Origin of the sequence: Cupriavidus plantarum, assembly GCF_905397285.1 — a bacterium.
Classification (GTDB): domain Bacteria; phylum Pseudomonadota; class Gammaproteobacteria; order Burkholderiales; family Burkholderiaceae; genus Cupriavidus; species Cupriavidus plantarum.
This window is the reverse complement of sequence record NZ_CAJPUX010000001.1, coordinates 1,160,814-1,185,369: the sequence shown is the minus strand read 5'-3', so window position 1 is coordinate 1,185,369 and position 24,556 is coordinate 1,160,814. Positions and strand designations below refer to the sequence as shown.

Here is a 24,556-nt window from a genome sequence, read left to right as displayed (position 1 = left end):
GCCTAGCGCCACTCGCCGCGCAACGCGGCCACGGTCTGCTGCAATCCTTCGGGCGTGACCTCTTCGGGCGGCACGGGCGCGCCCACGACGAGTTCCAGCTTGCTCTGGATACCGCGACGGAACGGCCGCGACATGGCCGGACCGTCCTTGCGCGAGAAGAAGCTGCCCCACAATCCGCGCAGCGCCATCGGCACCACGGGCACGGGCGTGCGGCGGATGATCTGCTGCACGCCGCTCCTGAACGGATTCAGGTCGCCCGTGGCCGTGATCTTGCCTTCCGGGAAGATGCAGACGAGGTCGCCCTCCTCCAGCGCCTGCGCCACGGCATCGTAGGCGCGCTCGAGCATCTCCGGATTTTCGTGCGCGGGCGCGATGGGAATCGCGCGCGCCTGACGGAAGAACCACGACAGGAACGGGATCCTGAAGATGCGATGGTCCATCACGAACCGCACGGGGCGCGGGCTCGCGGCCATTAGCACCACCGCGTCCGCAAAGCTCACGTGGTTGCAGACGAGCACCGCTGGGCCGTCTTCCGGGATGTTTTCGGCGTTGATGCGGTGCAGGCGGTAAATCGTGTGCACGAGAATCCAGGCGATGAACCGCAGCAGGAATTCCGGCACCAGCGTGTAGATGTAGATCGCCACGACCGCGTTGAGCAGGCCGACGACGAGGAACAATTGCGGGATCGTGTAACCGGCGGACGTCAGCACGACGCCGAGCAGCGACGCCGCGATCATGAAGAAACTATTCAGGATGTTGTTGGCGGCGATAATGCGCGCGCGGTGCGTCGGCGCGCAGCGGCTCTGGATCAGCGCGTACAGCGGCACGCTGTAGAAGCCGCCGAACATCGCGACGCCGAACAGATCGACGAGCACGCGCCAGTGGCCCGGGCCGGCGAGGAAGCCGCCGATCCCCGTCAACTGCGCGCTCGGCGTGCCGGTCGATGCGTATCCATGCGTGGCCAGATACAGGTCTACCGCGAACACCGTCATGCCGATCGAGCCGAACGGCACGAGCCCGATTTCCACATGGCGGCTGGACAGCCGTTCGCACAGCAGCGAGCCGAAGCCGATGCCGATCGAGAACACGGCCAGCAGCAGCGTGACCACGTTCTGGTCGCCGCCGAGCACGTCCTTCGCGAAGCTGAAGAACGAGGTCAGGAATGTCGCGCCGAGGAACCACAGCCACGAGATGCCGAGCAGGCTCAGGAACACCACGCGGCGCTCGCGCGCGAGCATCAGGTTGCGCCACGTCTCGGTGAATGGGTTCCAGTTGATGCGGAGATCTGGCTGGGGTGCCGGTGAATGGGGCACACCCGCCGAGACAACCCGTCCGGCCACGGCGAGCGCCACGCAGACGATGCCGACGTAGAGCGGGCCGACCACCGCGCCATCGCGCGTCAGGCCGGCCAGTTCGCCGCCGATGATCGTGCCGAAGAGGATGGCCACGAACGTCCCCATCTCCACGAGGCCGTTGCCGCCGACGAGTTCGGTCTGATCCAGATGCTGGGGCAGATAGGCGAACTTGACGGGGCCGAACAGCGTCGAATGCAGGCCCATCAGGAACGTGCCGGTGTAGAGGATGCCCGCGCTGTGCGAGTAGAAGCCGGCCAGACCGAGCAGCATGATCGCAATCTCTAACGACTTGACCAGCCGGATCAGCCGCGACTTCTCGATCTTGTCCGCAATCTGTCCGCTCGTGGCCGAGAACAGTACGAATGGAGCAATGAAGATCGCCGAGATCAGGAATGCCGCGGAGTGGGCGTCGACGCCTTCGAACAGTGCCGTGTGGTAGGTCACCAGCGACGTGAAGGCGACCTTGAAGACGTTGTCGTTCATCGCCCCGAGGAACTGCGTCCAGAAAAACGGGGCGAACCGCCGCAGACCCAGCAGGCGGAACTGACTATGTTGGCTCATCGATGGCTTTCTAGACGGCTTCGATTGATGCACAGCGGGATGCGACGAACAGACCGGGCGGCGGGCGGCGGACGCCGCTCGCCCTTGCCTGACGCCATGCGCCGCTCAGGGCTGCGCGGTGCGCTCGTCCGAGCGCTCTTCGGTGCGCTCTTCCGGCCAGTCGCGGATATACGCCTTGAGCATCTTGTTCTCGAAGCTCTGCTCCTCGACCACGGCCTTGGCCACGTCGTAGAACGAGATCACGCCCATCAGCGTGCGGTTGTCGAGCACGGGCAGATAGCGCGTGTGCCGCTCGAGCATCATGCGGCGCACTTCGTTGACGTCGGTTTCGGGCGTGCAGGTCAGCGGCGCGTCGTCCATGATCTTGCGCAGGCTGTGCGTACCGACCGTGCCGTTATTCTTCGCCAGCGTCTCGATGATTTCGCGGAACGTCAGCATGCCGACCAGCTCGCCGTACTCCATGATCACGACCGAGCCAATGTCGTGCTCGGCCATCGTGTTGACGGCTTCCAGCAGCGACGTGTCCGGGTTGACGGTGTACAGGGTGTTGCCCTTGATCTGCAGGATGTCGCTGACTTTCATGATGACGGTCTCCGGAGGCTGCCGGCGGGCTGGCCCGTATCGGTATGTATGTTTCTGAATGGCAAGGGAAAAGCCGGAAACGGCCCGTCCGATGCGCCGATGCTAGCCCAAACCGGGCCGCCAAGTAAAGCGAGCATTCCTTCGACCGGCGGCCGCCTGCGCGTTTCCCTCGATGGCGCGGCACCGTGCCGGTGCTAGGATGCCCACCGGAGACCACAACAAGCGAGACATCCATGTCCGGAACCCGATTCGACACGCTGACGCTGCACGCTGGCGCCGCGCCGGACCCCGCCACCGGGGCCCGTGCCACACCGATCCACCTGACCACCTCGTTCGTGTTTCGCGATAGCGAACATGCCGCGTCGCTGTTCAATATGGAACGCGCGGGGCATGTTTATTCGCGGATATCCAATCCGACGGTCGCCGTGTTCGAGGAGCGCGTCGCGGCGCTCGAGGGCGGCGCCGGGGCGATCGGCACGGCCTCGGGCCAGGCCGCGTTGCATCTGGCCGTGGCGACGCTGATGGGCGCGGGCTCGCATATCGTCGCGTCGTCGGCGCTGTATGGCGGCTCTCATAACCTGCTGCATTACACGCTGCGGCGCTTCGGCATCGAGACCACGTTCGTCGATCCGCGCGATATCGATGCGTGGCGGGCGGCGATCCGGCCCGAGACGCGGCTGTTGTTCGGGGAGACGCTGGGCAACCCCGGGCTCGATGTGCTCGATATCGAGACGGTGGCGCAGATCGGACAGGACCATGGCATTCCTTTGCTCGTGGACTCGACGTTCACGACACCCTATCTGCTGCGGCCATTCGACCATGGCGCCGGCATGGTCTATCACTCCGCGACCAAGTTCCTCGGGGGGCATGGGACAACCATCGGCGGCGTGCTGGTCGAGGGCGGAACGTTCGACTTCGAGGCGTCGGGACGTTTTCCGGAGCTGACGGAGCCTTACGCGGGCTTCCACAACATGGTGTTCGCCGAGGAAAGCACGGTCGCGCCATTTCTCTTGCGCGCCCGGCGGGAGGGGTTGCGGGACTTTGGGGCGGCGATGAATCCGATGGCGGCGTGGCAGTTGCTGCAAGGGATCGAGACGCTGCCCCTGCGGATGGCGCGGCATGTCGACAATACGCGCAAGGTCGTTGGCTTTCTGGCTTCGCATCCGATGGTGGAGGCGGTGGCGTATCCCGAGCTCGAGTCGCATCCCGATCATGCGCTCGCGAAGCGGTTGCTGCCGCGGGGGTGTGGCGCGGTGTTCAGCTTCAACCTCCGGGCCGACCGGGTGGCGGGACAGCGGTTTATCGAGAGCCTTTCGCTGTTTTCGCATCTGGCGAATGTGGGGGATGCACGGTCGCTGGTGATTCATCCAGCGTCGACGACGCACTTCCGGATGGATGCGGCGGCGCTCAAGGCGGCGGGAGTTGGCGAGGGGACGATTCGCCTGTCGATAGGGCTCGAGGATCCGGACGATCTGATCGACGATCTCAAGCGCGGGCTCAAGGCCGCCGAGCGGGCGATGGGTGCGGGTGCGGGTACAAAAGGAGGCCGTTGATGGAACTGACCGTTCTTGGCCAGCGGGCCTATGCCTACACCGGCGGCAAGCCGTTCAATCCCGCCCTGCCCTGTGCCGTGTTCGTGCATGGGGCGCAGAACGACCACACGGTGTGGGCGTTGCAGACGCGGTGGTTCGCCAACCATGGGTTCTCCGTGCTGGCGGTGGATTTGCCGGGGCATCAGCGGAGCGCCGGGGCGCCGCTGACGTCCATCGAGGCGATGGCCGACTGGGTGATGGCGCTGGTTGCCGCGGCGGGAGCTGCGGGTCCGGTGCTGGTGTTTGGACACAGCATGGGGTCGCTGATCGCGCTGGAATGCGCGGCGCGGCATGCGGAGGCTGTGCGGGGGATTGGTTTGCTGGCGACGGCGTATCCGATGAAGGTTTCGGAGGCGTTGCTCGATGCGGCGTTGCATCGGGAGGAGGAGGCGATTGCGATGGTGACGCAGTGGTCGCTGTCCAGCCTTGCCAACAAGCCGTCTTCGCCGGGGCCTGGGGCGTGGATGCATGGGGGGAGTCAACGCCTGATGGAACGGGTCTCCCGCCGCAATCCCGAGGCGCATGTGTTCCATACGGATTTCTCGGCTTGCAATGCCTATGCGCATGGGGACGAGGCGGCGGCTTCGGTTCGATGTCCCGTGTTGTTCGTGACGGGGACCCGGGATCAGATGACCTCTCCGAAAGCCGCGCAGGCGCTTGCCGGGCGGATTGCCGACGCTTCAGTGGTCACGGTGCCCTGTGGGCATGCGTTGATGGGGGAGCGGCCGGATGAGGTGCTGGATGCGTTGGGGGCGTTTGCGAGAAGGGTGATTGCGGCTTGAGGGGGGCTTCGCCCCCCTTTGGGTCAATCTGGGCCCTCTCCCCCGGCCCCTCTCCCCCGGCCCCTCTCGTGACGGAAACGGGCGCAGACCGGCGGTGCGGCGAGGCAGGCCTAAACCTGCCCGTGCCACCCCGGTGGCACGACCTCCAGCACCGGCTTCCCCTCCTCCTGCTGCCGGAACACCACCTCGAGGGGTTGGTCCAGTTGAGGGTTGTCGAGGATGCCGCGCAGGCGGTCCACGCCCTGCATCTGGTGGGCCAGCGCCGTGCGCGGGAGGCGGGCGAGGTTCAGGACCAGGCGGTCGTGCAGCACGCGGAGCGTGACCTGCGATGGGTCGCATAGCAGCGCCCAGTGCGCCTGACCCCGCTCCTGCTGCAGCTTGCCGATCAGGTGCAAGCCCTTGAGCTTGCCTAGCAGGCTCGCCAGATAGTCCGCCTCCACCCGCAGCTTGCGCCCCATATCGAGCTCACCGACGCTGCGCGGCATCTCGTCCCGCGCGCGGTACAGCAGGTACAGCACGCCCAGTGCATCGAAGAATTCGCTGCCCGCGAACGTTCTGCGGCGCCAGTAGCCCTGGCGGATCACCGGCAGGTTGGCGGCAATCGTCGCGCCGAGCAGCGTGACGAGCCAGCTGACGTACATCCACAGCAGGAACAGCGGCAACACGGCGAACGTGCCATACACCGCCGTGTACGTCGGGATATGCGTGATGAAATACCCAAAACCGCGCTTGGCGATTTCGAAGGCAATTGCCGCGACGAGGCCCGCGACGATAGCGTCGCGCCATTCGACATAGGCGTACGGCACCGCCATGTACAGGAACGCAAACGCGATGGCCGACAGCGCGACCGGCGTCACCCCTACCAGAAGCCCGACGCCGAACGGAATCGTCGTCACGTACCCCGCGGAAATCGAAATGAGATACGAGCTGATCGACAGGCTCGCCCCGATCAGCACGGGGCCGAGCGTCAGCACGGCCCAGAAGACGAGCACGCGTTGGGCGAAGGGCCGCCGCCGTTTGACGCGCCAGATGGCATTGAGCGCGTCCTCCACGGTCAGCATCGTCAGCACCGACGTGAGCATCAGGCCGACGAGACCCAGCGCCGTGAGCCCTCGCGCGCTCTTGGCGAACTGGCCGATGTAGCGCGACACCGAGTCGCTGATATTGCCGCCCGGAATCAGATTCTGGAACAGGAACGTCTCGATCTCCCCGCGGAAGTCGCGGAACATCGGAAACGCGGCGAGCAGCGCGAACGCGACCGTGAGCACGGGCACCACGGCCAGCACGGTCGTAAAGGTGAGGCTCGCCGAGACCTGCGGCAGGCGGTCTTCGGCGGCGCGGCGCAATGCGTAACGGGAAAGCGCGCGCACCTTCTGCAGGTTCCATTCCCTGCGCAGGCGGGCGATGCGTGCGGCGGCCATGCGGGTTCTGTGTTCCTTGATGGTGACGACGTTGGTGACGAAAAAGATTGCGAACGGCGAGCGAGCCACCGATGTGGCCCGAAAGAAGCACGCAACTATAATACGCGCATTGTTCACGGCCCCCACCGCCAGACGCGCGGCAGGGTTCCCCCGACCGCCGAGCCTTCATGACTGACATCCTGGTCCTGTTTTACAGCCGTCATGGCAGTACCCGCAAGCTCGCCGAGCTGATCGCCAACGGCATCGACAGCGTCCCCGGCGCCCAGGCGCGCCTGCGCACGGTGCCGCCCGTCTCAACGGTCTGCGAGGCCACCGCGCCCGATATCCCCGCCGAAGGCGCCCCCTACGTCGAACTCCGCGACCTCGAGGAATGCGCGGGCCTCGCGCTCGGCAGCCCGACGCGCTTCGGCAACATGGCCGCGCCGATGAAGTACTTCCTCGACGGCACGGTGTCGCAATGGCTGTCCGGGGCGTTGTCGGGCAAGCCCGCCTGCGTGTTCACCTCGACCGGAAGCCTGCATGGCGGGCAGGAGACCACCCTGCTCTCCATGATGCTGCCGCTGTTCCATCACGGGATGCTCGTGATGGGGCTGCCTTATGCGGAGCCCGGGTTGATGACGACGACCGCCGGGGGCACGCCTTATGGGCCGAGCCATCATGCGCATGTCGATAACCGCGGGCCCGTGACCGAGCAGGAAGCGGCGCTGGCCGTGGCGATGGGTCGGCGGCTGGCACAGACCGCGTTGCGGCTCTCGGCTCCCGCGGCGGGAAGCACGGCATGACCGCGCCCGACGGCAACACGCCCGCCGCCACAGACAGCGGGCTCCATAACGTCGCGCTCTATCGCGCGAGCCTGTGGAGCCTGATCGCGCTGATGGCGCTGTGCATCGCGTGGGAATGGTTTCTCGCGCCGCTGCGGCCCGGCGGCTCGTGGCTGATTCTCAAGGTCGTGTTCCTGCTGCCCGTGCTGCGCGGCGCGATCGCGCGCAATCGCTATACGCTGCAGTGGTCGTCGATGCTGATCCTGCTGTATTTCACCGAAGGCGTGGTGCGCGCGACCAGCGACCGCGGGCCGTCGGCGATACTCGCCATCGTCGAGGTCGTCCTCACGCTCGTGTTCTTCTTCAGCACCATCTTCTACCTGCGCCCGTATAAACGACGCGCGCGCGCGGCCGCCAGACGCCAGCCGCACTGACGCGTCCGCCTATACGAGACAATACGAGACAATTCTTCCCATGCCCGCCGCCCACCCCGATTCGTTCCTCGACCTTTGCCGTGCCGCCATCGGTGCACAGCACGTGCTGACGGAGGCCGAGGACAAGGCCTCGTACCTCACCGACTGGCGCCGCCGCTACAGCGGCGACGCGCTCGCCGTGCTGCGGCCCGGTACCACGCAGGAGGTGGCGGCGGTCGTGCACGCCTGTCATGCGCATGACATCGCGATCGTACCGCAGGGCGGGAACACGGGACTGTGCGGCGGGGCCACGCCGGCGGCAGGCGAAGCCGCTGCCAAAGGGGTCGTCGTACTGTCGCTGCAACGGCTCAACCGGATTCGCGCGATCGATCCGCTCAACAACACCGTGACCGTGGAGGCTGGCGTGATCCTGCAGCAGCTGCAGGACGCCGTTCGCGCGGAGGATCGGCTGTTTCCATTGAGCCTCGCTGCCGAGGGCAGCTGCACGATCGGCGGCAATCTCGCGACCAATGCCGGCGGCACGGGCGTGCTGCGTTATGGCAATACGCGCGAGCTATGCCTTGGGCTCGAGGTGGTCACCGCTACGGGCGAGGTATGGGATGGGCTGCGGGGATTGCGCAAGGACAATACGGGGTATGACCTCCGGGATCTGTTCATTGGGGCCGAGGGGACGCTCGGGATCATTACCGCCGCGGTCATGAAGCTTTATCCGGCGCCGCGGGCGCGCGTGACGGCGCTGGCCGCCCTGCAGAGCCCGCGCGATGCGTTGTCGCTGCTGTCCATCGCGCAGTCACATGCGGGCTCGATGCTCACCGGCTTCGAACTGATGTCCGAGCTCTGCATGACGCTGGTGACGCGGCATTATCCGCAGCTCCGGTATCCCTTCTCGCAGGCGTATCCGCAGCTCGTGTTGCTCGAGCTGTCCGACAGCGAGAGCGAGGAACATGCGCGGGCGATTTTCGAGACGATGATGACGGCGGCATTCGATGCGGGCGTCGTGCTCGATGCGGTGGTCGCGGAGTCCGTGCAGCAGTCGCGCGATTTCTGGAATCTTCGCGAGCACATTCCGCTGGCGCAGGTCGAGGAAGGCAAGAACATCAAGCACGATATTGCCGTGCCCATCTCGCGAGTGGCGGAATTTATCGAGACGACGGATGCGCTATTGCAGACGGTGTTTCCCGGGGCGCGGATGGTCACGTTCGGGCATCTGGGGGATGGCAACCTGCACTACAACGTGTCGCCGCCCGAGGGCGAGGATCACGACGCGTTCCTCGCGCATCAGGACACGGTGAACCGGATCGTGCATGACAGCGTGCACCGGTTCAACGGGTCGATCTCCGCGGAGCATGGATTGGGGCAGCTGAAGCTTGGGGAGAATGCCCGATACAAGAGTGCGGTGGAGCTGGGATTGATGCGGTTGGTGAAGCAGGCGTTCGATCCGCGGGGGTTGATGAATCCGGGGAAGGTGGTTTGAGGGGGAGTACCCCCTCAACAGCGCTTCGCCAATGCCGCCGCTCGTGCCGCCGCTAATGCCGCGTCAGCTGCGACGCCTGCCCGTCGAACAGCTCGGCGCATAACGCCTCGCCCTCCTCCGTCAGGTGCGCGGTGCCGCGCCCTTCCTCGTCCATGGTGGTCTCGGCGAGTTCGAGTTGTTCGAGCTGGGTCAGGACCCGTCGCAATACGCTCATCTGTACGCCCGCGCGCTTGCTGATGCGGGCGAGCGACCAGCGTTTGCCGTCCGTTTCCTGGCTGGCCGTCCACAGGACCTGAAGGATGCCGGCCACCGCCGGGTCCATGTCCTCTGCGCCCGGTTCTTCTGCTGGGGTCTGGTCTTCCATGTTGTTGTCTCCGCTCTGGTTTATCCGGACATCTCCTGCACCGGTCCCGTGCGTGCCTGCAGCGACGCGACGAGCTTGCCCAGTGTCACCACGGCCGCCTCGATCTCGGGCGTCCATGCCGCACTGTAATTGAGCCGGATGCAGTTCGTATACGTCGGCGCCGCCGAGAACATGTGTCCCGGCGCTACCGTGATCTTGCGCTCCAGCGCGGCGTGATACAACGCCATGGCGTCCACGCCGTCCGGCAGCTGGACCCACATCACATAGCCGCCGGTCGGCCGGGACGTGCTGGTACCGGGCGGAAAGAACCGCCGCACGGCCGCCGCCATGATGTCGGCCTGCTGCGCATAGGCCTTGCGCACGCGCCGCAGATGGAAATCGTAGCCATCGTTCTTCAGGAACTCGGCGATCGCCAGTTGAGGAATCGCCGGCGTCGTCAGCGTGTTCAGGAACTTGAGGCGCTCCACCTTTTCGCGGTAACGCCCCGGCAGCGCCCAGCCGATGCGCCACGCATTGGTCAGCGTCTTGGAGAACGACGCGCAATGCAGCACGATACCCGTCGTATCGTACGCCTTCAGCGAGGTCGGATGGGCATCGCCGTAATAGAGCTCGCCATACACATCGTTCTCGATGACCGGAATGTTCTTCTCGGTGAGCAGCGCCACGAGCTGCCGCTTGCGCTCGTCGGACATCTGGAAGCCAAGCGGATTCTGGAAATTCGGCATCACCATGCACGCCTTGATGTTGCGCTCTTCGATCAGGCGCATCAGGGACGGCAGGTCCATGCCCTCGACCGGATCGGTCGGCACTTCCACTGCGCGCATGCCCAGGCGCTCGATCGCGTGCAGCATGGCGTAATAGGTGGGCGACTCCACGGCGATCGCATCGCCGGGCCTGGCCACCGCCTGCAGGCAGAGATTGATCGCCTCGGTCGCGCCGATCGTGATGATGACCTCGTTGGGATCGATCGTGTAGCCGTTCTCCAGATACCGCCGCGTGATCTGGCGAATCAGTTGCGGCTGCCCTGGCGGCAGGTCGTCCAGCACGTTCCACGTCGCATAGCGGCGCCCGATATTGTTGGCGTACTGGTTGATGCGCTGCCACGGAAACAGCGTGGGATCGGGATACGGCGAACCGAGCGCGACCGCCTCGTCCGAGCGGATCGACCGCAGCGTGGAGAGCACGAGCGCGCTGACATCCACCGCCGACGGGCGCGGATCGGGCCGCGTCGGGCGCAGTTCCACCGGCGGCTCCTCGCGGCGCGCGCGCACGAAGTAGCCCGACTGCGGGCGGCTTTCGATGATGCCGCGGCTTTCCAGCAGCACGTAGGCGCGGATGACGGTGGTGATGCTGAGCCGGTGATGCTGGCTGGCCTGCCGCACCGACGGAATCCGCTCTCCGGGCAACAACACGCCCTGCTGTACCAGCGCCTCGATGTCCGACGCGAGCTTCTCGTATAGGTTCACCGCCTGCCAGCCTTTCCACTGAGTCGATCGTGGCCGGCCGGCGCCCCCGCGGAACGCCTCAGCACAGCCAACGGCTGAGATCGTAATACGGAACGCGAACTTGTGTCCTCTCGGACATATGCGGAGCGATGCGGACGAGACCCGACGCGTCCCCGAGTGTCGCCACCGAGCCATCGGGCGCCGGCGTCGCGCGCACCCGGTCGGTGCCATCGGCGCCCGTGGCGCGCTCGACACGCCAGAAGGCATCGCCTTCGCCATGCCGAGGCACCGCAAACCCGCCGGCGGCTGCTTCCACCCGGCTGACGGGCGGATAGATCGATGCGCGGCCCTGCATGCGCCGCACCATCGGGGTGGCCAGCAGCACGAACGTCACGTAGGCGGCCGCCGCGTCGGCTGGCAGGCAGACCAGCGGACGGTCGCGCAGGCGGCCCAGCAGCACGGAGCGGCCCGGGTTCATCTGGACCTGCCGGCACAGCAGCTCGCCCCCGGCGGCGACGAGCGCGGCCGCAAACAATTGCGGGGCGCCGCCGACGCCATGGCCGCCATAGACAACGACCGCGTCGCACTCGCCCTCCTCGACCAGCTCGACGAGCGCATCGTGCAGCCTGGCGCCGTCTTCCGCGACACCTCCGCGCCGGCGCACGACGGCGCCGAGCGAATGGACGAGCGCCTCGAGCATCGGCCCGTTGGCATCCGGTGCGTCCTCGGTGGGCGCCTCGCCCACGCGCAGCAGCGCCACCTCCACGAGCCGGTAGACGGGCACCTCGTTGTAGCCCTGCGCCGCCAGTGCCGCGATATGGCCGGGCTGAAGCAGCGTGCCGGCCGGCGGCAGCGGGTCGCCGGTATGGGAGGCGAGATCGCTCGCCAACACGCGCCCGGCCGCGAGTTCGAGCCAGACGCGTTCCGACTCGCGCACGGGCGCCACGCTCGCGGCAAAGCGGGCCTGGGCTTCATCGAACTTCAGCATCACGACTCCTGGCGGAAACCGGACGCGAAGTTGCAGGGCCGCGTGCGGCTGTCCAGCTGCGACCGCAGCAGTCCGTTCCAAGCGGTCAGGCACGAGTCCTCGGAGCCCGGCACGCAGAAGATGACGCGCCCGTTGGCCGTGCCCCCCAGCGCGCGGGACTGGATCGCGGAGCCGCCCACGCTCTGGTACGACAGCGATCGGAACAGTTCACCGAACCCGTCGATCTCGCGATCGAACAGCGGCCGCACCGCCTCCGGCAGCGAGTTCTTCTCGTTGAATCCGGTGCCGCCGTTGGTCAGGATGATCTGGATGTCGTCGGCGACGATCCAGTCGCTGAGCACGCGGCGAATCTGGTAGCGGTTGTCCGGCACGATCGCGCGGCGCACGCAGCGGTGGCCGTCCTCGGCCAGCAGGCGGGCGAGCAGGTCGCCCGACGTGTCGTTGTCGGCCGTGCGCTTGTCGCTGACGGTCAGGACCGCGCAAGCCAGGGAAAGTCGATGGTCGAGGGCCATGGTGCGACTCCTGTATCAGCGTCCACCACCGTTGGCGGTGTATTCGACGTAACCGTCCTTGCGGCAGAAACTCAGCAGCCGCACGCCGGCGGCCTCCGCGATGCGGATTGCCAGCGAGGTCGGCGCGGAGATCGTGGCCAGCATCTGGATGTTCATGCGCGCGGCCTTGCGCACGAGCTCGTAGCTGGCCCGGCTCGAGAGGAACACGAAGCCGTCGTCGAGCGGCACGCGCTGGCTGGCCAGATGGCCGATGAGCTTGTCCAGCCCGTTGTGGCGACCCACGTCTTCAAACACTTCACGCACCGCGCCATCGGCGCCGCACCACGCCGCGGCATGCACGCCGCCGGTCGCGCGCATCAGCGTCTGCCAGGCCGGGAGCTCCGCCGCGGCGCGTTCGATCATGTCGCGCGTCGGGACGAGCACGGCACGCGGCGCGGCGATCGGCACCGGCTTGAGGTCCAGCAGCTCGATGCTCTCGATGCCGCAGACGCCGCAGCCGGTGCGGCCGGCCATGGCGCGGCGGTGCTCCTTCATGGCCATGAACGCGCGCTGGCTGATGCGCATCTGGACTTCGAAGCTGTCGTCGCAGCCTTCGACGACGTCGATCTCGTAGATCTCGGACGCGCTATCGACGATGCCCTCGGTCAGCGAGAAGCCGATCGCGAACGCCTCGAGGTCGCGCGGCGTCGCCATCATCACGGCATGGGAGATATCGTTGTAGACCAGCGCGACCGGCACTTCCTCGGCCACGTGGTCCTCGCCCTCGGTGGCGACCCCCGCCTTGTGGCGGACGATGTCGCGCGGGACGAAGCCGGGCCGCTCGCCGACGGCGGTGTCGGGCGGGCGGGCCGCGGGGTTGATCGAGGTCGAATCGGTGGGAGTCATCGGGTTCTCGCACGCTGGAAGCATGGAGCCATGGTATCCGACCTTGCCGCCGGAGAGGCGTACAGTTGCGCCGACGCTGCCCGATGACAGCATCGGCCGGACAAGTTCTGACGGCGGCGCCTCAGACGCGCGGGGTGGACCGGCGCAGCAGCACGGGAATCGACTTCGACGTCGGGGTGCCCGAGCGGTCGCCGATGCTCTCCAGCGGCACCAGCGGGTTGGTTTCCGGGTAGTACGCGCCCAGGCAACCGGCCGGGATGTCGTAGTCCACGAGCAGGAAGTCCTGCGCATGGCGCTCGACGCCGTCATCCCAGACGGACGTGATATCGACGCGCTCGCCCGCGGCAAAGCCCAGCCGCTCCCGGTCCGCCGCGTTGATGAACACCACGCGGCGCAGCCCGAACACGCCGCGATAGCGGTCGTCGAGGCCGTAGATCGTCGTGTTGTACTGGTCGTGCGAGCGCGTGGTCATCATGACCATCAGGTCGTCGCCGTACTTCTCCCGCGCGCGCTTGATCGGCGTGTCCTTGTCGATCGCATGCACGAGGAACGTGGCCTTGCCCGATTCCGTGCGCCAGATGCGGTTGCGGGACGCGGGCGTCAGATGGAAGCCGCCCGGCTTCGCCACGCGTTCGTTGTAGTTCTCGAAGCCCGGAATCACCTTCTCGATGGCATCGCGGATACGGCTGTAATCGCTCGCGTACCACTTCCAGTCGACCTTCTCCGAACCGAGCGTGGCCGCGGCCATGCCCGCGACGATTGCCGTTTCCGACATGAGGTCCGGCGACGCGGGCTTGTTCATGCCATACGACATATGCACCATGCAGACCGAATCTTCCACGGTCACGCCCTGCGGCACGCCGTCCTGCAGGTCGATCTCGGTGCGGCCCATGGTGGGCAGGATCAGCGCGTCGCCATTCATGATCAGATGGCTGCGGTTGAGCTTGGTGGCGATGTTCACCACGAGGTCGCAGTTGCGCAGCGCTTCCCACGTGCGCGGCGTGTCCGGCGTGGCCATGGCGAAGTTGCCGCCCAGGCCGACGAAGACCTTCGTGCGGCCGTCGAGCATGGCCTGGATCGCGCCCACGACGTCCTGGCCGTGGTGGCGCGGCGGATCGAAACGGAACACCTGGCCCAAGCGATCGAGGAATTCCTCGCTTGGCTGTTCCTCGATGCCGACGGTGCGGTCGCCCTGCACGTTCGAATGGCCGCGCACGGGCATCAGCCCCGCGCCCTCGCGGCCGATGTTGCCGCGCAGCATCATCACGTTGGACAGCAGCTGGATCGTGCGGACCGAGTTCTTGTGTTGCGTGATACCCATGCCCCAGCACGAGATCACGCGCTTGCTCTTGCAGTACAGGTCGGCCAGCGCGTCGATGTCCTCGCGCGGCACGCCCGACTCGGCCACGATGTCGGCCCAGCTCTCGGCGCGCAGATCGGCGATGAACGCGTCGAAGCCCGAGGTGTGTTGCGCGATGAAGTCGACGTCGAGCACGCGCTCGGCGCCGGCCGCGATGGCGGCATCGTCGAGCTCCACCACGCGCTTGCCCAGGCCCTTGATCAGCGCGAAGTCGCCGGCGAGCTTCGGCGTCACGAACATCGACGCGATCTGCGTGCTGGAACCGGTGAGCATCTCGCTTGCGTGCTGCGGGCTTGCAAAGCGTTGCAGGCCGCGTTCCTTGAGCGGATTGATCGAGACGATCTGCGTGCCGCGGCGCGCGGCCTCGCGCAGCTCGCCCAGCATGCGCGGATGGTTCGTGGCCGGATTCTGGCCGAAGATCAGGATCGCGTCCGCATGCTCGAAGTCGTCGAGCAGCACCGTGGCCTTGCCCACGCCCACCGTCACCGGCAGGCCGCGGCTGGTGGCCTCGTGGCACATGTTCGAACAGTCCGGGAAATTGTTCGTGCCGTACATGCGCACGAACAGCTGGAACAGGAAGGCGGCCTCGTTGCTCGCGCGGCCCGACGTGTAGAACGTCGCGGCATCCGGATTCGGCAGCTTGCGCAGGTGCGCGGCAATCAGTTCGAACGCGTCGTTCCACGCGATCGGCACGTACTTGTCGGCCTGCTTGTCGTAGACCATCGGGTGCGTAAGCCGGCCGTGCTGCTCGAGCTCATAGTCGGACTGCTTCAGCAGTTCGGTGACCTTGTTCTGCGCGAAGAACGCGGGCGTCACGCGCTTGCTGGTCGCTTCCGCGGCCACGGCCTTGACGCCGTTCTCGCAGAATTCGAAGGTAGAGGCGTGCTGGCGATCGGGCCAGGCGCAGCCCGGGCAATCGAAGCCGTCCGGCTGGTTCTGCTTGAACAGCAGCTTGTACTTGCCGCCGGCCACCTTTTCCTTGACCAGGTTGATGGCGACGTACTTGAGGGCACCCCAGCCGCCGGCCGGGTGCGTATAGGGGGCCACATGGCCCTTTTCTGGGGTGTTGCTCATAACGGGGGCGACTTCCTCGGACTCCGCGCGGAGCTCGATTCGGCCCCGCGTCACGAGAGGTAGCCTAGGGGACGGGAGCGGTCTGGGGAGCACACAGAGTGTACCGGTGCGGAGGAGTACAGTTGTGCGCCGCATCCTCATATATGCGCTTAAATTCACTTAAAAACGCAAACTGTACTCGTGCACCGATTCGGTTCCGGGCAGACCCGGCGTGGGGCTCAGCGGGCCACGGGTTCCCGCGTTGCGGGCAGCGTTTGCAAGCCGCGAATGTTCCCCTGCCGGCGCCACTGCGGATGGACGGTGTCCGTCAGCGTGAGGTTCGGCACGCGGCGCAGCAGCGTGGTCAGCGCGACTTCCATTTCCAGCTGCGCCAGCCGCGCGCCGAGGCAATAGTGGATGCCGCCGCCGAACGCGATCTGCTTGCCGGCATCCGGCCGCGTGATATCGAGCCGGTCCGGGTTGGCGAAACGCGACGGGTCCCGGTTGGCGGCGCCGATCATCATGAACACCATCGTGCCGCGCGGAATGTGAACGCCATCGACGGTCGCGTCTTCGAGCGCGGCGCGCGTCATGGTCTGCACGGAAGCGTCGTAGCGCAGGCACTCGGCGATGGCCTGCGGCATCAGCCACAGGTCCGCCTTGAGTTTCGCGAGCTGGTCGGGGTGGCGGAATAGCGCGAGCAGCGCATTGCCGATCATGTTGGACGTGGTCTCGTGACCGGCGGCGAACAGCAGCAGGATCTGCGAGATGACCTCGTCGTCGCTGAGCCGGTCGCCATCGACCTCCGCGGTGACGAACGCGGAGACGAGGTCCGTGCCCGGCTTAAGGCGGCGGGCTTCGACTACCGTACGGAAGTATGCCTCCAGCTCCTCCGCCGCGGCATTCGCGCGGGCGAGCGCGTCGGGCTGCAGAGGCGCCACGTCGAGCGCGGTGCTCACCGCGGCCGTCGCCGCGCCAAGGCGGAGGCCGTCGGCGACAGGAATATCGAGCAGCCGGCAGATGATCGACACGGGCAGCGGCGTGGCGAGGTCGCGCATGAGGTCGAATTCCCCTTCCACGGGCAAGGCATCGATCAACTGGTCCGACGCGGCCTGCGAGACGTCGCGCAGGGACTCGATATTGCGGCCGCTGAAGGCCTTGGTGGCTAGCGCGCGCAGGCGCGTGTGCACGGGCGGATTCATGAACAGGAACATGCGGCTCAGGCCCTGGAACACGGGCTGTTCCGGGCCCGTGTCGCCGTAACGCGCGCGCACGCCCGCCAGAAAGGCCTTGCCGAGCCGGCGGTCCGAAAACATCGCCTCGATCAGCGGAAAGCTCGCGGTGATGGCCAGGTTTGGCGCCAGGTAGTGCAGCGCGTCGCCGTCGCGCAACTGCGCATACAGCGGATAGGGGTTCTCGAAGAATTCGGGGGTCGACAGGTCGCTCAGCTTCACGGGACATCCTCCTTTCGGGGGGATTCTAGGGAGCGATGGCGATCCGCGTTTTCAAATACGACGCCTTTGCGGGGGAAAGGCCTTCGCGTGTTTTCATTCAATGAAAATATCGGTCATTTGTTTGACGCGGTTTCCGGGCGCTTCCTACCATGTGCCGCACAGAGTTTCGCAACGAAACCACCGGAGACAACCTGATGAGAGCCCTTCCCTTTGCGTGCGCCGCAATGAGCGTCGCAATGAGCGCCGCACTGAGCGCACCGAGCGCGAGCGCCGCCGAAACGTTCCCGTCCAAGCCCTTGCGGCTCGTCGTGCCGTTCACGCCCGGCGGCACCACGGACATCCTCGCGCGGCTCGTCGCGCAGAAGGCCGGCGAGGTACTCGGCCAGTCGATCGTCGTCGACAACCGTCCCGGCGCGGGCGGCAATATCGGCGCGGAGGCCGTGGCCCGCAGCGCGCCCGACGGCTACACGCTGCTCATGGGCACGCTTGGCACGCAGGTCACCAACCAGTTCATCTACGCGCGCATGCCGTACGACAGCGCGAAGGACTTCACGCCCGTCACGCTGGTCGCCAACTCGCCGAACGTTTTGCTGATCAACAGCACGCTCAAGGCGCAGACCATCGGCGAACTGATCGCGCTGGCGAAGCGCGAGCCGGGCAAGATCAACTACGCGTCGACGAGCACGGGCGGCTCGCCGCACCTCTCCGGCGAACTGCTGAACATGATGGCGGGCACGAGCATGCAGCACGTGCCGTATAAAGGCGCGGCGCCAGCGATGACGGACCTGCTCGCGGGACAGGTCAACCTGATGTTCGACAACCTGCCGTCCGCGCTCGCGCAGATTCAGGCGGGCAAGGTCAAGGCGCTCGCGGTCACGGGTGTGAGGCGCGCGTCCGTGCTGCCGTCGGTGCCAACGGTTCGCGAATCCGGCCTGCCCGGCTACGAGGTGAACTCGTGGTTCGGCCTGCTCGTGCCCGCCGGCACGCCGCCGGAGCGCGTCAGACAACTTCAGCAGGCCGTGGACAAGGTGCTCGCGATGCCCGAGGTGCGGCAGCGCATCGAACAACTCGGCGCGGAGCCAGGTGGCGAAGGCTCGGCTGCGTTCGCGAAGGAGATCGGCAGCGACACCGAGAAGTGGTCGCGCGTGATCCGCACGGCCGGCATCAAGGCGCAATAGGCCCGAGCCCCGCTCTTCCCTTGACAGGCAGACTCTCATGACCCAGACAAACACCCTGCGCATCGGCTCCGGCTCCGGCTGGTGGGGCGATCGCGTGGAACCCGCCGCGTTGTCCGCGCGGCTCGGCAAGCTCGATTACCTGTGCTTCGAAACGATGGCGGAGGCCACGGTATCCGCCGCGCAGGTGCGGAAGCGCCGCGATCCCTCGTTCGCGGGCTACGACACGTACCTCGACGAACGCATGCGTGCGGTGCTGCCGCATTGCATCGCCAACGGTACGCGCATCGTCAGCAATCAGGGCTGGATTCATCCGCTCGGTGCGGCGAGGCGTGTCGCACAACTGTGCGAGGAACTCGGCCTGCCCGGCGTCAAGATTGCCGCGGTGACGACCACCGATTTGACGAAGACGATTTGCGAGCTCGACCTCACGCTGCTCGAGAGCGGCAAGCCCGTGGCGACGCTGCGGGACACGCTCATCAGCGCGGAACCTTATGAAGGCGCGGCCCCCATCGTCGAGGCGTTGCGCGCGGGCGCGCAGATCGTGATCACGGGCCGCGTGGCCGACCCGTCGCTGTTTCTTGCACCGATGATGTTTCATTTCGGGTGGGCGGCCGACGATGTCGCGCGGCTGGCCCGCGGCAGTGCGATCGGCCATTTGCTCGAGTGCGGGGCGCAGGTGACGGGTGGATATTTCGGCGACCCCGGGTACAAGGACGTGCCCGAGCCGTGGAATCTCGCGTTTCCGATTGCCGAGGTGGAGGCCGATGGCACGGCTGTGATCGGCAAGGTCGCGGGTACGGGCGGGCGCATCGACCTCGAGACGGTCAAGGAGCAGATGTTCTACGAGGTGCACGACCCGCGCCGCTACATCACCCCCGATGTGATTGTCGATTTTTCGACCGCGCGGCTGGAACAGCTGGGGCCTGACCGCGTGCGAGTCAGTGGCGTGACCGGTTTGCCGCGTACGGACACGCTGAAGGTGTCGCTCGGCTGCACCGAGGGGCATATCGGCGAGGACATGTTCTTCTACGCGGGGCCGGGCTGCCTGGCCAAGGCGGAACTCGCCAGGACGATTCTTGCAGAGCGGTTCGCGCTCGCAAAGCTCGATGCCGAGGCGCTGCGCATCGACTTTCTCGGGGTCAATGCGGTGCATGGCGCGGCCTCCCCCGTACCGGCCTGCGAGCCGAACGAGATAGCCGTGCGCGTGGCCGCACGGACGCGTACGCGCGAGGAGGCCGCGAAGGTCGGACGCGAGATCGACAGTATGGCGGTTTGCGGGCTGGCCTCCACGGGCAAGCGCGTGCCGCATCAGGATCGCACGCGCGAGATCATCGGCGTGTGGTCGGCGCTGGTGCCGCGCGCGATGATTGCTTCCCAGGTGCAGTTCGTCTGAACGTTGAAAGGAGATACCGATGCGAGTCCCGCTGCGCCGCGTGGCGCATACCCGTTCCGGCGACAAGGGCGACACCTCCAACACGGCCGTCATCGCCTACGCGCCCGAATTCTATCCGCACATCCAGGCACAACTGACCGCTGCCGCCTTCAAGGCGCACTACGGCACGCTGATCACCGGCGACGTCACCCGCCATGACGTCGATGGGCTGCAGGTGCTGAACTTCGTCGCGGAGGGCGCGCTCGGGGGCGGCGTGTCGCGCAGCCTGGCGATCGACAACTACGGCAAGGCTCTTGCCAGTGCCGTATTGCGCTTTGAAGTCGAGATTCCCGACGCGCTGGCCCCGCTGCTGCGCGGGCCGGACGCGCCGGTGGCGGACCACTGAGCGCTGGGATCGATCGCTACGGCAAGGCGCTTGCCAGCGTCTTTCCGCGCGGCGCGCTCGCCCCGCCGCTGCGCGGCGACGCGCCTCGGCAGGCGGCCCTGTGCGTGTCCCCGGTGGGGACGACCATCCGCGTCCACGCGCTGGCGATGCGCCGGGCTTCCTGACCGAGGCGGCGCGCGAGTGCGGGTTCGTTGGCGCGTAGCCGCGCGCTCGACGCCACCACGCTGAGCGCGCCGATGGGACGGCCTTCGTAGTCGAGGATCGGCACCGCGATGCCGCCCATGCCCTCCACCACCCAGTCGAGAAACATCACGTGCCCGCGCGCATGCGCGGCGTCGATCTCGTCGCTGATGGCCGCCGCGGTCAGGCGCGGATAGTTCACCAGCTTGCGCGCGGTCTGTTGCAGCCGAAGCGCGCGTTCCACCGCCGGCAGCCAGGCCAGCACCGCGAGACTTCCGGCGCCAACGCCGAGCGGACGCCGCGTGCCCACGGTCACGTAGTTCGCATGCGCGGGATGCGTGCCGCGCTCGCGGTCCGAGCAGACGGCCTCGCCGTGGCTCGCTTCAGTGAGCACCGCGGTGTCCCCGAACGCCTCGACGAGCCGTTGCAGCGCGGGCCGCGCCAGTTGCCGCAGATCGACACGCCGCTGCCCGACATCGGCCAGCTGGAAGATTTCGGGGCCGATCCCGAAGTGCCGATGCGCGTCGCGCGTGGCGAAGCCCTCCCGCACGAGCATGTCGAGCAACCGCGACGCGGTGGCGGGATCCAGCCCCGTCGCGCGCGCCACGTCGCTCATGCGGCGGACTTCGGGATCGGACAACGCGCGCAACACCGCGAGCGCGCGCTGGACCGGCGAAGGACGCGATGCCATGAGGGCCTCCGTCGTTGGCAGGATCAGGAAATCAAGGGCGAGGAGATCGAGGGCGAGAAGATCAACGGCGCACCGGTCAGTTCCCGCAGCAGGCCCGGCGTGACCTCGGGTGCCAGTTCCACCACACGCAGGCCATCGGATGCCACATCGATGACGGCAAGGTCCGTGATGATCCGGCTGACGACGCGCACGCCAGTCAGCGGCAGCGTGCATTGCGGCAGGATCTTGAGATCGAAGCCACCGTCCTTCCGCCGCGCCACATGCTCCATCAACACGACCACGCGCGCGACGCCCGCGACGAGGTCCATCGCGCCGCCCATGCCCTTGACCATCTTGCCCGGAATCATCCAGTTGGCGAGGTCGCCCCGCTCGCTGACCTGCATCGCGCCAAGGATGCTGAGCTGTATCTTGCCGCCACGCACCATCGCAAACGCCTGGTCGCTGCTGACGATCGACGTGCCGCGCACGGTCGTCACGGTCTGCTTGCCCGCGTTGATCAGGTCCGCATCGACCTCGTCCTCGGTCGGGTACGGCCCGATGCCCAGCATGCCGTTCTCCGCCTGCAGCCAGACGTCAATATCGGGCGGGACGTGATTAGCGACGAGCGTCGGCAGGCCAATGCCGAGATTCACATAGAAGCCGTCCTGCAGTTCCGCGGCCGCGCGGGCGGCCATCTGTTCATGCGTCCATGGCATATCGGTGTCTCCTGCTCAGGCGGGGCGCGTGGTGCGCTTCTCGATGCGTTTCTCGGGATGGGCGTTCACGACGATGCGATGCACGTAGATGCCCGGCAGATGGATATCGTCTGGCGCGATGTCGCCCGTCTCGACGAGCCGCTCGACCTCGACGATGCAGAGCTTGCCCGCCATGGCCGCCGCCGGATTGAAGTTGCGCGCGGTATAGCGGAAACGCAGGTTGCCCGCATGGTCGGCGACATCGGCCTTGATGAGCGCGACGTCCGGTACCAGCGATCGCTCCATCACGTACTGGCTGCCGTCGAACTCGCGCACTTCCTTGCCCTCGGCGACGATCGTGCCGACGCCCGTCTTCGTGAAGAACGCCGGAATACCCGCCCCACCCGCGCGCAACTTCTCTGCCAGGGTGCCCTGCGGCGTGAACTCGAGCTCGAGTTCGCCGGCCAGGTACTGGCGCTCGAACTCCTTGTTCTCGCCGACGTAGCTCGCGATCATCTTGCGGATCTGGCGCGTCTCCAGCAGCTTGCCGAGGCCGAAGCCGTCGACGCCCGCGTTGTTCGAGATGGCGGTCAGGTCCCGCACGCCGCTGTCGCGCAGCGCGTCGATCAGCGCTTCCGGAATGCCGCAGAGGCCGAAGCCGCCGACGGCGATGGTCTGGCCATCGCGCACCGCGCCTTCGAGCGCGGCCGCGGCGGAGCCATAGAGCTTGTTCATGTGGTTGTCTCCTGTCGTTATTGTTTGCGGGGGACGGTGGCGAACGCGGCTATCGCATACTGGCGGTTTGCTCCCATGCGAGTTCGGCGACGCGCGCGAAGCGTTCGCCCATGGCCTGCGCATCCGCGCTGGCCGCCGTCCCGCGCGCCGAGCGGCCCTTGATGCCGTGCAGGATGGCCGCGAAGCGGAACATGTTGAACGCCACGTAGAAATCCAGATCGGCAATGCCGGAGCGTCCCGTACGCGCGCAATACGCGGCCACATAGGCCGCTTCATCGGGCAGTCCGATGGCGGCAAGGTCGAGCCCCGCGACGCCGCCAAGAATGTCGCGTGGCATGCGGAACATCATCGCGTGGTAGGCGAAGTCCGCCAGCGGATCGCCGAGCGTGGACAGCTCCCAGTCGAGCACCGCGATCACGCGCGGCTCCGTGGGATGGAAAATCATGTTGTCCACGCGGAAGTCACCGTGCGTGATGGCGGTGGCGTCGGACGCGGGCAGATGGGCCGGCAGCCAGTCGACGAGCCGGTCCATCGCCGGATGCCGCCCCGCGAGTTCGTCGGCGAGATACTGCTTCGACCAGCGCTCGATCTGCCGCGCGACATAGCCACCGGGGCGGCCATAGTCGGCAAGTCCGATCGACGCGTAGTCGATGCGATGCAGCGCGGCCAGCGTCGCGTTCATCGCGTCCATATAGGCGGCACGCTCCACAACCGGCACCTCGGGAAAGCTCGCATCCCAGAAAATGCGGCCATCGACCATGTCCATCACGAAGAACCAGCTGCCGATCACGGTGTCATCGGTGCACAGGCCATGCACGGCAGGCACCGGAAACCCAGCCCGCCCCAGCGCGGCCATGACGCGCGCCTCCCGTTCCACCGCATGCGCGCCCTTCACGAGCTCGCCTGGCGGCTTGCGGCGCAGCACATAGGTGCGCGCCGGCGTCCGCAGCCGGTACGTGGGATTCGATTGCCCGCCGCTGAACTGGTCGATCCGCATGGGGCCGGCAAACCCCGCCACGTTCGCTTCCATCCAGCGCAGCAATGCCGCCTCGTCGAGGCGGTGCTGCGCGCGCACGGGCACCGTCGCGCCCGCGTCAGCCATGATGGCCGCCCTGGAGCGTGTCACGCTTGATCTTCTTGGCCAGCGACCACTTGTGGACTTCCGTGGGACCGTCGTAGATGCGGAACGCCCGCAGTTCGCGGAAGGCCTGCTCGACGATCGTGTCGCGCGACACGCCATTGCCGCCGAGGATCTGCACGCAGCGGTCGGCCACGCGGAACAGCGCCTCGGAGACGGCGACCTTCGCCATCGAGCTTTCCGTGGTCGCCGACGAACCGTCGTCGAGCACGCCCGCGCACCAGTCGATCATCAGCGCGGCCTGCTGCAGGTCGATGAGATTTTCGGCCAGCATGAAACCCACGCCCTCGTGGTCGATCAGCAGCTTGCCGAAGGCCTTGCGCGTGGTGGCGTATGCGCGCGCGATTTCGTCCGCGCGCGCGACGGTGCCGAACCAGCGCATGCAGTGCGAGAGCCGCGCGGGCGACAGACGGACCTGCGCGTAGCGGAAGCCTTCGTGCGGTTCGCCGAGAACCTGATCCGCCGGCACGCGGAGATCGTCGATCAGCAACTGCGCATGGCCGCCCGGCATGGAACTGTCGATGGTATCGAGCACGCGTTCCAGGCGGATGGCCGGGTGAGGCAGATCGACGAGGAACATCGTCGCCTGCGCCCGCTCGCCGTCGCCGGTGCGCGCCATCACGATGCCGACCTTCGCCCCTTCGGCGCCCGTGATGAACTTCTTGCGGCCGCGGATCACCCACTCGTTGCCTTCCCGCACCGCGCGCGTCTGGAGCATCGACGGGTCGGAGCCCGCGCCGCCCTCCTCGGCCGGTTCGGTCATGAAGAACGCCGAGCGCGCTTCGCCGCGGACCAGCGGCTCGAGGAAGCGCGCCTTCTGCGCGGCGGTGCCGACCTTGCCGATCAGGAACATGTTGCCCTCGTCGGGCGCCATCGTATTGACGGCCACGGGGCCGAGCGGCGACAGGCCCGAACGCTTGAGCACGGCCGCCGTCTCGCGCTGCGTCAGGTGCGAACCGTCGGCCAGGATGTGCGGCGTCATCACGCCCGCGGCGCGTGCCTTGGCACGGAGTTCGTCGACAAGCTCGGCGGACGGGCCGTGCGACGCGGCGCGCGGGTCCTGCTCGTACGGCACAACCACGTCGCGCACGAAGCGCTCGACGCGATCCGCGATCTCGCGGCTTCTATCGGTGGGACACGGCGTAAACATGGCATTCCT

At 66.9% G+C, this 24,556-nt stretch carries 23 protein-coding genes; 8 read left to right on the top strand and 15 right to left on the bottom strand.

The genetic code is table 11. The features are described from left to right. Positions 1-2 precede the first annotated feature (2 nt). Entirely contained in the window at positions 3-1,916 is a 1,914-nt protein-coding gene (locus KHP16_RS05475) for an MFS transporter (protein WP_121491042.1), read from the bottom strand. Positions 1,917-2,021: 105 nt separating this feature from the next. Beyond that, entirely contained in the window at positions 2,022-2,498 is a 477-nt protein-coding gene (locus tag KHP16_RS05470; protein ID WP_109581427.1) for a CBS domain-containing protein, read from the bottom strand. A 233-nt stretch (positions 2,499-2,731) separates the two neighbouring features. Here KHP16_RS05470 and KHP16_RS05465 point away from each other — a divergent pair, with 233 nt between their 5' ends. Continuing rightward, a complete protein-coding gene (locus KHP16_RS05465) occupies positions 2,732-4,051 on the top strand; it encodes an O-acetylhomoserine aminocarboxypropyltransferase (RefSeq protein ID WP_211959716.1) in 1,320 nt (439 codons plus the stop codon). Continuing rightward, positions 4,051-4,872 carry an alpha/beta fold hydrolase gene (locus tag KHP16_RS05460; protein ID WP_109581429.1) on the top strand — a complete coding sequence of 274 codons (822 nt, stop codon included), beginning with the start codon at positions 4,051-4,053 and terminating at the stop codon, positions 4,870-4,872. The genes KHP16_RS05465 and KHP16_RS05460 overlap by 1 nt, the downstream gene beginning before the upstream one ends. 110 nt (positions 4,873-4,982) lie before the next feature. Here KHP16_RS05460 and KHP16_RS05455 read toward each other — a convergent pair whose 3' ends face one another. Next, complete coding sequence (locus KHP16_RS05455) at positions 4,983-6,293, bottom strand: YihY family inner membrane protein (protein WP_109582704.1); 1,311 nt, start codon at positions 6,291-6,293, stop codon at positions 4,983-4,985. Between the two features lie 167 nt (positions 6,294-6,460). Here KHP16_RS05455 and wrbA point away from each other — a divergent pair, with 167 nt between their 5' ends. From wrbA to KHP16_RS05440, 3 genes are read left to right on the top strand one after another with little or no spacing between them, the layout of a single operon-like run. Further along, positions 6,461-7,075 (top strand): NAD(P)H:quinone oxidoreductase, encoded by a 615-nt coding sequence (gene wrbA / locus KHP16_RS05450; RefSeq protein ID WP_109581430.1) that lies wholly within the window; start codon positions 6,461-6,463, stop codon positions 7,073-7,075. After that, positions 7,072-7,488, top strand: coding sequence for a DUF2069 domain-containing protein (locus KHP16_RS05445; protein ID WP_109581431.1), 417 nt, complete (start codon positions 7,072-7,074; stop codon positions 7,486-7,488). The genes wrbA and KHP16_RS05445 overlap by 4 nt, the downstream gene beginning before the upstream one ends. 40 nt (positions 7,489-7,528) lie before the next feature. Next, entirely contained in the window at positions 7,529-8,962 is a 1,434-nt protein-coding gene (locus KHP16_RS05440; RefSeq protein WP_211959715.1) for an FAD-binding oxidoreductase, read from the top strand. 52 nt (positions 8,963-9,014) lie between these two features. Here the strand turns inward: KHP16_RS05440 and KHP16_RS05435 are convergent, their stop codons facing one another. From KHP16_RS05435 to KHP16_RS05405, 7 genes are all read right to left on the bottom strand, one after another. After that, positions 9,015-9,326, bottom strand: coding sequence for a transcriptional regulator (locus KHP16_RS05435; protein WP_109581433.1), 312 nt, complete (start codon positions 9,324-9,326; stop codon positions 9,015-9,017). Positions 9,327-9,346: 20 nt separating this feature from the next. Continuing rightward, positions 9,347-10,792: an aminotransferase-like domain-containing protein gene (locus KHP16_RS05430; RefSeq protein WP_109581434.1), complete on the bottom strand. Its 1,446-nt coding sequence runs from the start codon at positions 10,790-10,792 to the stop codon at positions 9,347-9,349. 58 nt (positions 10,793-10,850) lie between these two features. Next, positions 10,851-11,759: a molybdopterin-binding protein gene (locus tag KHP16_RS05425; protein ID WP_211959714.1), complete on the bottom strand. Its 909-nt coding sequence runs from the start codon at positions 11,757-11,759 to the stop codon at positions 10,851-10,853. Next, positions 11,759-12,271, bottom strand: coding sequence for a molybdenum cofactor biosynthesis protein B (gene moaB / locus KHP16_RS05420; protein WP_109581436.1), 513 nt, complete (start codon positions 12,269-12,271; stop codon positions 11,759-11,761). The genes KHP16_RS05425 and moaB overlap by 1 nt, the downstream gene beginning before the upstream one ends. A 15-nt stretch (positions 12,272-12,286) precedes the next feature. Then, positions 12,287-13,156 carry a formate dehydrogenase accessory sulfurtransferase FdhD gene (fdhD, locus tag KHP16_RS05415; protein ID WP_109581437.1) on the bottom strand — a complete coding sequence of 290 codons (870 nt, stop codon included), beginning with the start codon at positions 13,154-13,156 and terminating at the stop codon, positions 12,287-12,289. Between the two features lie 121 nt (positions 13,157-13,277). Further along, complete coding sequence (locus KHP16_RS05410; RefSeq protein ID WP_109581438.1) at positions 13,278-15,590, bottom strand: FdhF/YdeP family oxidoreductase; 2,313 nt, start codon at positions 15,588-15,590, stop codon at positions 13,278-13,280. A 218-nt stretch (positions 15,591-15,808) separates the two neighbouring features. After that, positions 15,809-17,023 (bottom strand): cytochrome P450, encoded by a 1,215-nt coding sequence (locus KHP16_RS05405; RefSeq protein ID WP_121491045.1) that lies wholly within the window; start codon positions 17,021-17,023, stop codon positions 15,809-15,811. Positions 17,024-17,259: 236 nt separating this feature from the next. On the opposite strand from KHP16_RS05405, the gene KHP16_RS05400 reads away from it, so the two are divergent. Genes KHP16_RS05400 through KHP16_RS05390 form a run of 3 tightly spaced genes read left to right on the top strand, consistent with a single transcriptional unit; the run spans position 17,260 to position 19,979 of the window. After that, the gene (locus tag KHP16_RS05400; RefSeq protein WP_244835649.1) at positions 17,260-18,201 is read left to right on the top strand and encodes a Bug family tripartite tricarboxylate transporter substrate binding protein; all 942 of its coding nucleotides are present in this window, start codon (positions 17,260-17,262) and stop codon (positions 18,199-18,201) included. A 37-nt stretch (positions 18,202-18,238) separates the two neighbouring features. Next, positions 18,239-19,594, top strand: a complete 1,356-nt coding sequence (locus tag KHP16_RS05395; RefSeq protein ID WP_109581441.1) for an acyclic terpene utilization AtuA family protein — start codon at positions 18,239-18,241, stop codon at positions 19,592-19,594. Positions 19,595-19,613: 19 nt separating this feature from the next. Next, a complete protein-coding gene (locus KHP16_RS05390) occupies positions 19,614-19,979 on the top strand; it encodes an AtuA-related protein (protein ID WP_121491047.1) in 366 nt (121 codons plus the stop codon). Between the two features lie 16 nt (positions 19,980-19,995). Here the strand turns inward: KHP16_RS05390 and KHP16_RS05385 are convergent, their stop codons facing one another. From KHP16_RS05385 to KHP16_RS05365, 5 genes are read right to left on the bottom strand one after another with little or no spacing between them, the layout of a single operon-like run. Next, positions 19,996-20,850 carry an IclR family transcriptional regulator gene (locus KHP16_RS05385; protein WP_211959713.1) on the bottom strand — a complete coding sequence of 285 codons (855 nt, stop codon included), beginning with the start codon at positions 20,848-20,850 and terminating at the stop codon, positions 19,996-19,998. Between the two features lie 23 nt (positions 20,851-20,873). After that, positions 20,874-21,545: a 3-oxoacid CoA-transferase subunit B gene (locus KHP16_RS05380; RefSeq protein ID WP_115952106.1), complete on the bottom strand. Its 672-nt coding sequence runs from the start codon at positions 21,543-21,545 to the stop codon at positions 20,874-20,876. 15 nt (positions 21,546-21,560) lie between these two features. Continuing rightward, the gene (locus tag KHP16_RS05375; protein ID WP_109581445.1) at positions 21,561-22,259 is read right to left on the bottom strand and encodes a CoA transferase subunit A; all 699 of its coding nucleotides are present in this window, start codon (positions 22,257-22,259) and stop codon (positions 21,561-21,563) included. 49 nt (positions 22,260-22,308) lie between these two features. Further along, a complete protein-coding gene (locus KHP16_RS05370) occupies positions 22,309-23,361 on the bottom strand; it encodes a phosphotransferase (RefSeq protein ID WP_121491049.1) in 1,053 nt (350 codons plus the stop codon). Then, positions 23,354-24,547: an acyl-CoA dehydrogenase family protein gene (locus tag KHP16_RS05365; RefSeq protein WP_115952103.1), complete on the bottom strand. Its 1,194-nt coding sequence runs from the start codon at positions 24,545-24,547 to the stop codon at positions 23,354-23,356. The genes KHP16_RS05370 and KHP16_RS05365 overlap by 8 nt, the downstream gene beginning before the upstream one ends. Between the last annotated feature and the right edge of the window lie 9 nt (positions 24,548-24,556).

Bases quoted from the DNA above. Each gene is read 5' to 3' on its own strand.
- KHP16_RS05475 (WP_121491042.1), bottom strand. From the start codon at position 1,916: ATGAGCCAACATAGTCAGTTCCGCCTGCTGGGTCTGCGGCGGTTCGCC.
- KHP16_RS05470 (WP_109581427.1), bottom strand. From the start codon at position 2,498: ATGAAAGTCAGCGACATCCTGCAGATCAAGGGCAACACCCTGTACACC.
- KHP16_RS05465 (WP_211959716.1), top strand. From the start codon at position 2,732: ATGTCCGGAACCCGATTCGACACGCTGACGCTGCACGCTGGCGCCGCG.
- KHP16_RS05460 (WP_109581429.1), top strand. From the start codon at position 4,051: ATGGAACTGACCGTTCTTGGCCAGCGGGCCTATGCCTACACCGGCGGC.
- KHP16_RS05455 (WP_109582704.1), bottom strand. From the start codon at position 6,293: ATGGCCGCCGCACGCATCGCCCGCCTGCGCAGGGAATGGAACCTGCAG.
- wrbA (WP_109581430.1), top strand. From the start codon at position 6,461: ATGACTGACATCCTGGTCCTGTTTTACAGCCGTCATGGCAGTACCCGC.
- KHP16_RS05445 (WP_109581431.1), top strand. From the start codon at position 7,072: ATGACCGCGCCCGACGGCAACACGCCCGCCGCCACAGACAGCGGGCTC.
- KHP16_RS05440 (WP_211959715.1), top strand. From the start codon at position 7,529: ATGCCCGCCGCCCACCCCGATTCGTTCCTCGACCTTTGCCGTGCCGCC.
- KHP16_RS05435 (WP_109581433.1), bottom strand. From the start codon at position 9,326: ATGGAAGACCAGACCCCAGCAGAAGAACCGGGCGCAGAGGACATGGAC.
- KHP16_RS05425 (WP_211959714.1), bottom strand. From the start codon at position 11,759: ATGCTGAAGTTCGATGAAGCCCAGGCCCGCTTTGCCGCGAGCGTGGCG.
- moaB (WP_109581436.1), bottom strand. From the start codon at position 12,271: ATGGCCCTCGACCATCGACTTTCCCTGGCTTGCGCGGTCCTGACCGTC.
- fdhD (WP_109581437.1), bottom strand. From the start codon at position 13,156: ATGACTCCCACCGATTCGACCTCGATCAACCCCGCGGCCCGCCCGCCC.
- KHP16_RS05410 (WP_109581438.1), bottom strand. From the start codon at position 15,590: ATGAGCAACACCCCAGAAAAGGGCCATGTGGCCCCCTATACGCACCCG.
- KHP16_RS05400 (WP_244835649.1), top strand. From the start codon at position 17,260: ATGAGCGCCGCACTGAGCGCACCGAGCGCGAGCGCCGCCGAAACGTTC.
- KHP16_RS05395 (WP_109581441.1), top strand. From the start codon at position 18,239: ATGACCCAGACAAACACCCTGCGCATCGGCTCCGGCTCCGGCTGGTGG.
- KHP16_RS05390 (WP_121491047.1), top strand. From the start codon at position 19,614: ATGCGAGTCCCGCTGCGCCGCGTGGCGCATACCCGTTCCGGCGACAAG.
- KHP16_RS05385 (WP_211959713.1), bottom strand. From the start codon at position 20,850: ATGGCATCGCGTCCTTCGCCGGTCCAGCGCGCGCTCGCGGTGTTGCGC.
- KHP16_RS05380 (WP_115952106.1), bottom strand. From the start codon at position 21,545: ATGCCATGGACGCATGAACAGATGGCCGCCCGCGCGGCCGCGGAACTG.
- KHP16_RS05375 (WP_109581445.1), bottom strand. From the start codon at position 22,259: ATGAACAAGCTCTATGGCTCCGCCGCGGCCGCGCTCGAAGGCGCGGTG.
- KHP16_RS05370 (WP_121491049.1), bottom strand. From the start codon at position 23,361: ATGGCTGACGCGGGCGCGACGGTGCCCGTGCGCGCGCAGCACCGCCTC.
- KHP16_RS05365 (WP_115952103.1), bottom strand. From the start codon at position 24,547: ATGTTTACGCCGTGTCCCACCGATAGAAGCCGCGAGATCGCGGATCGC.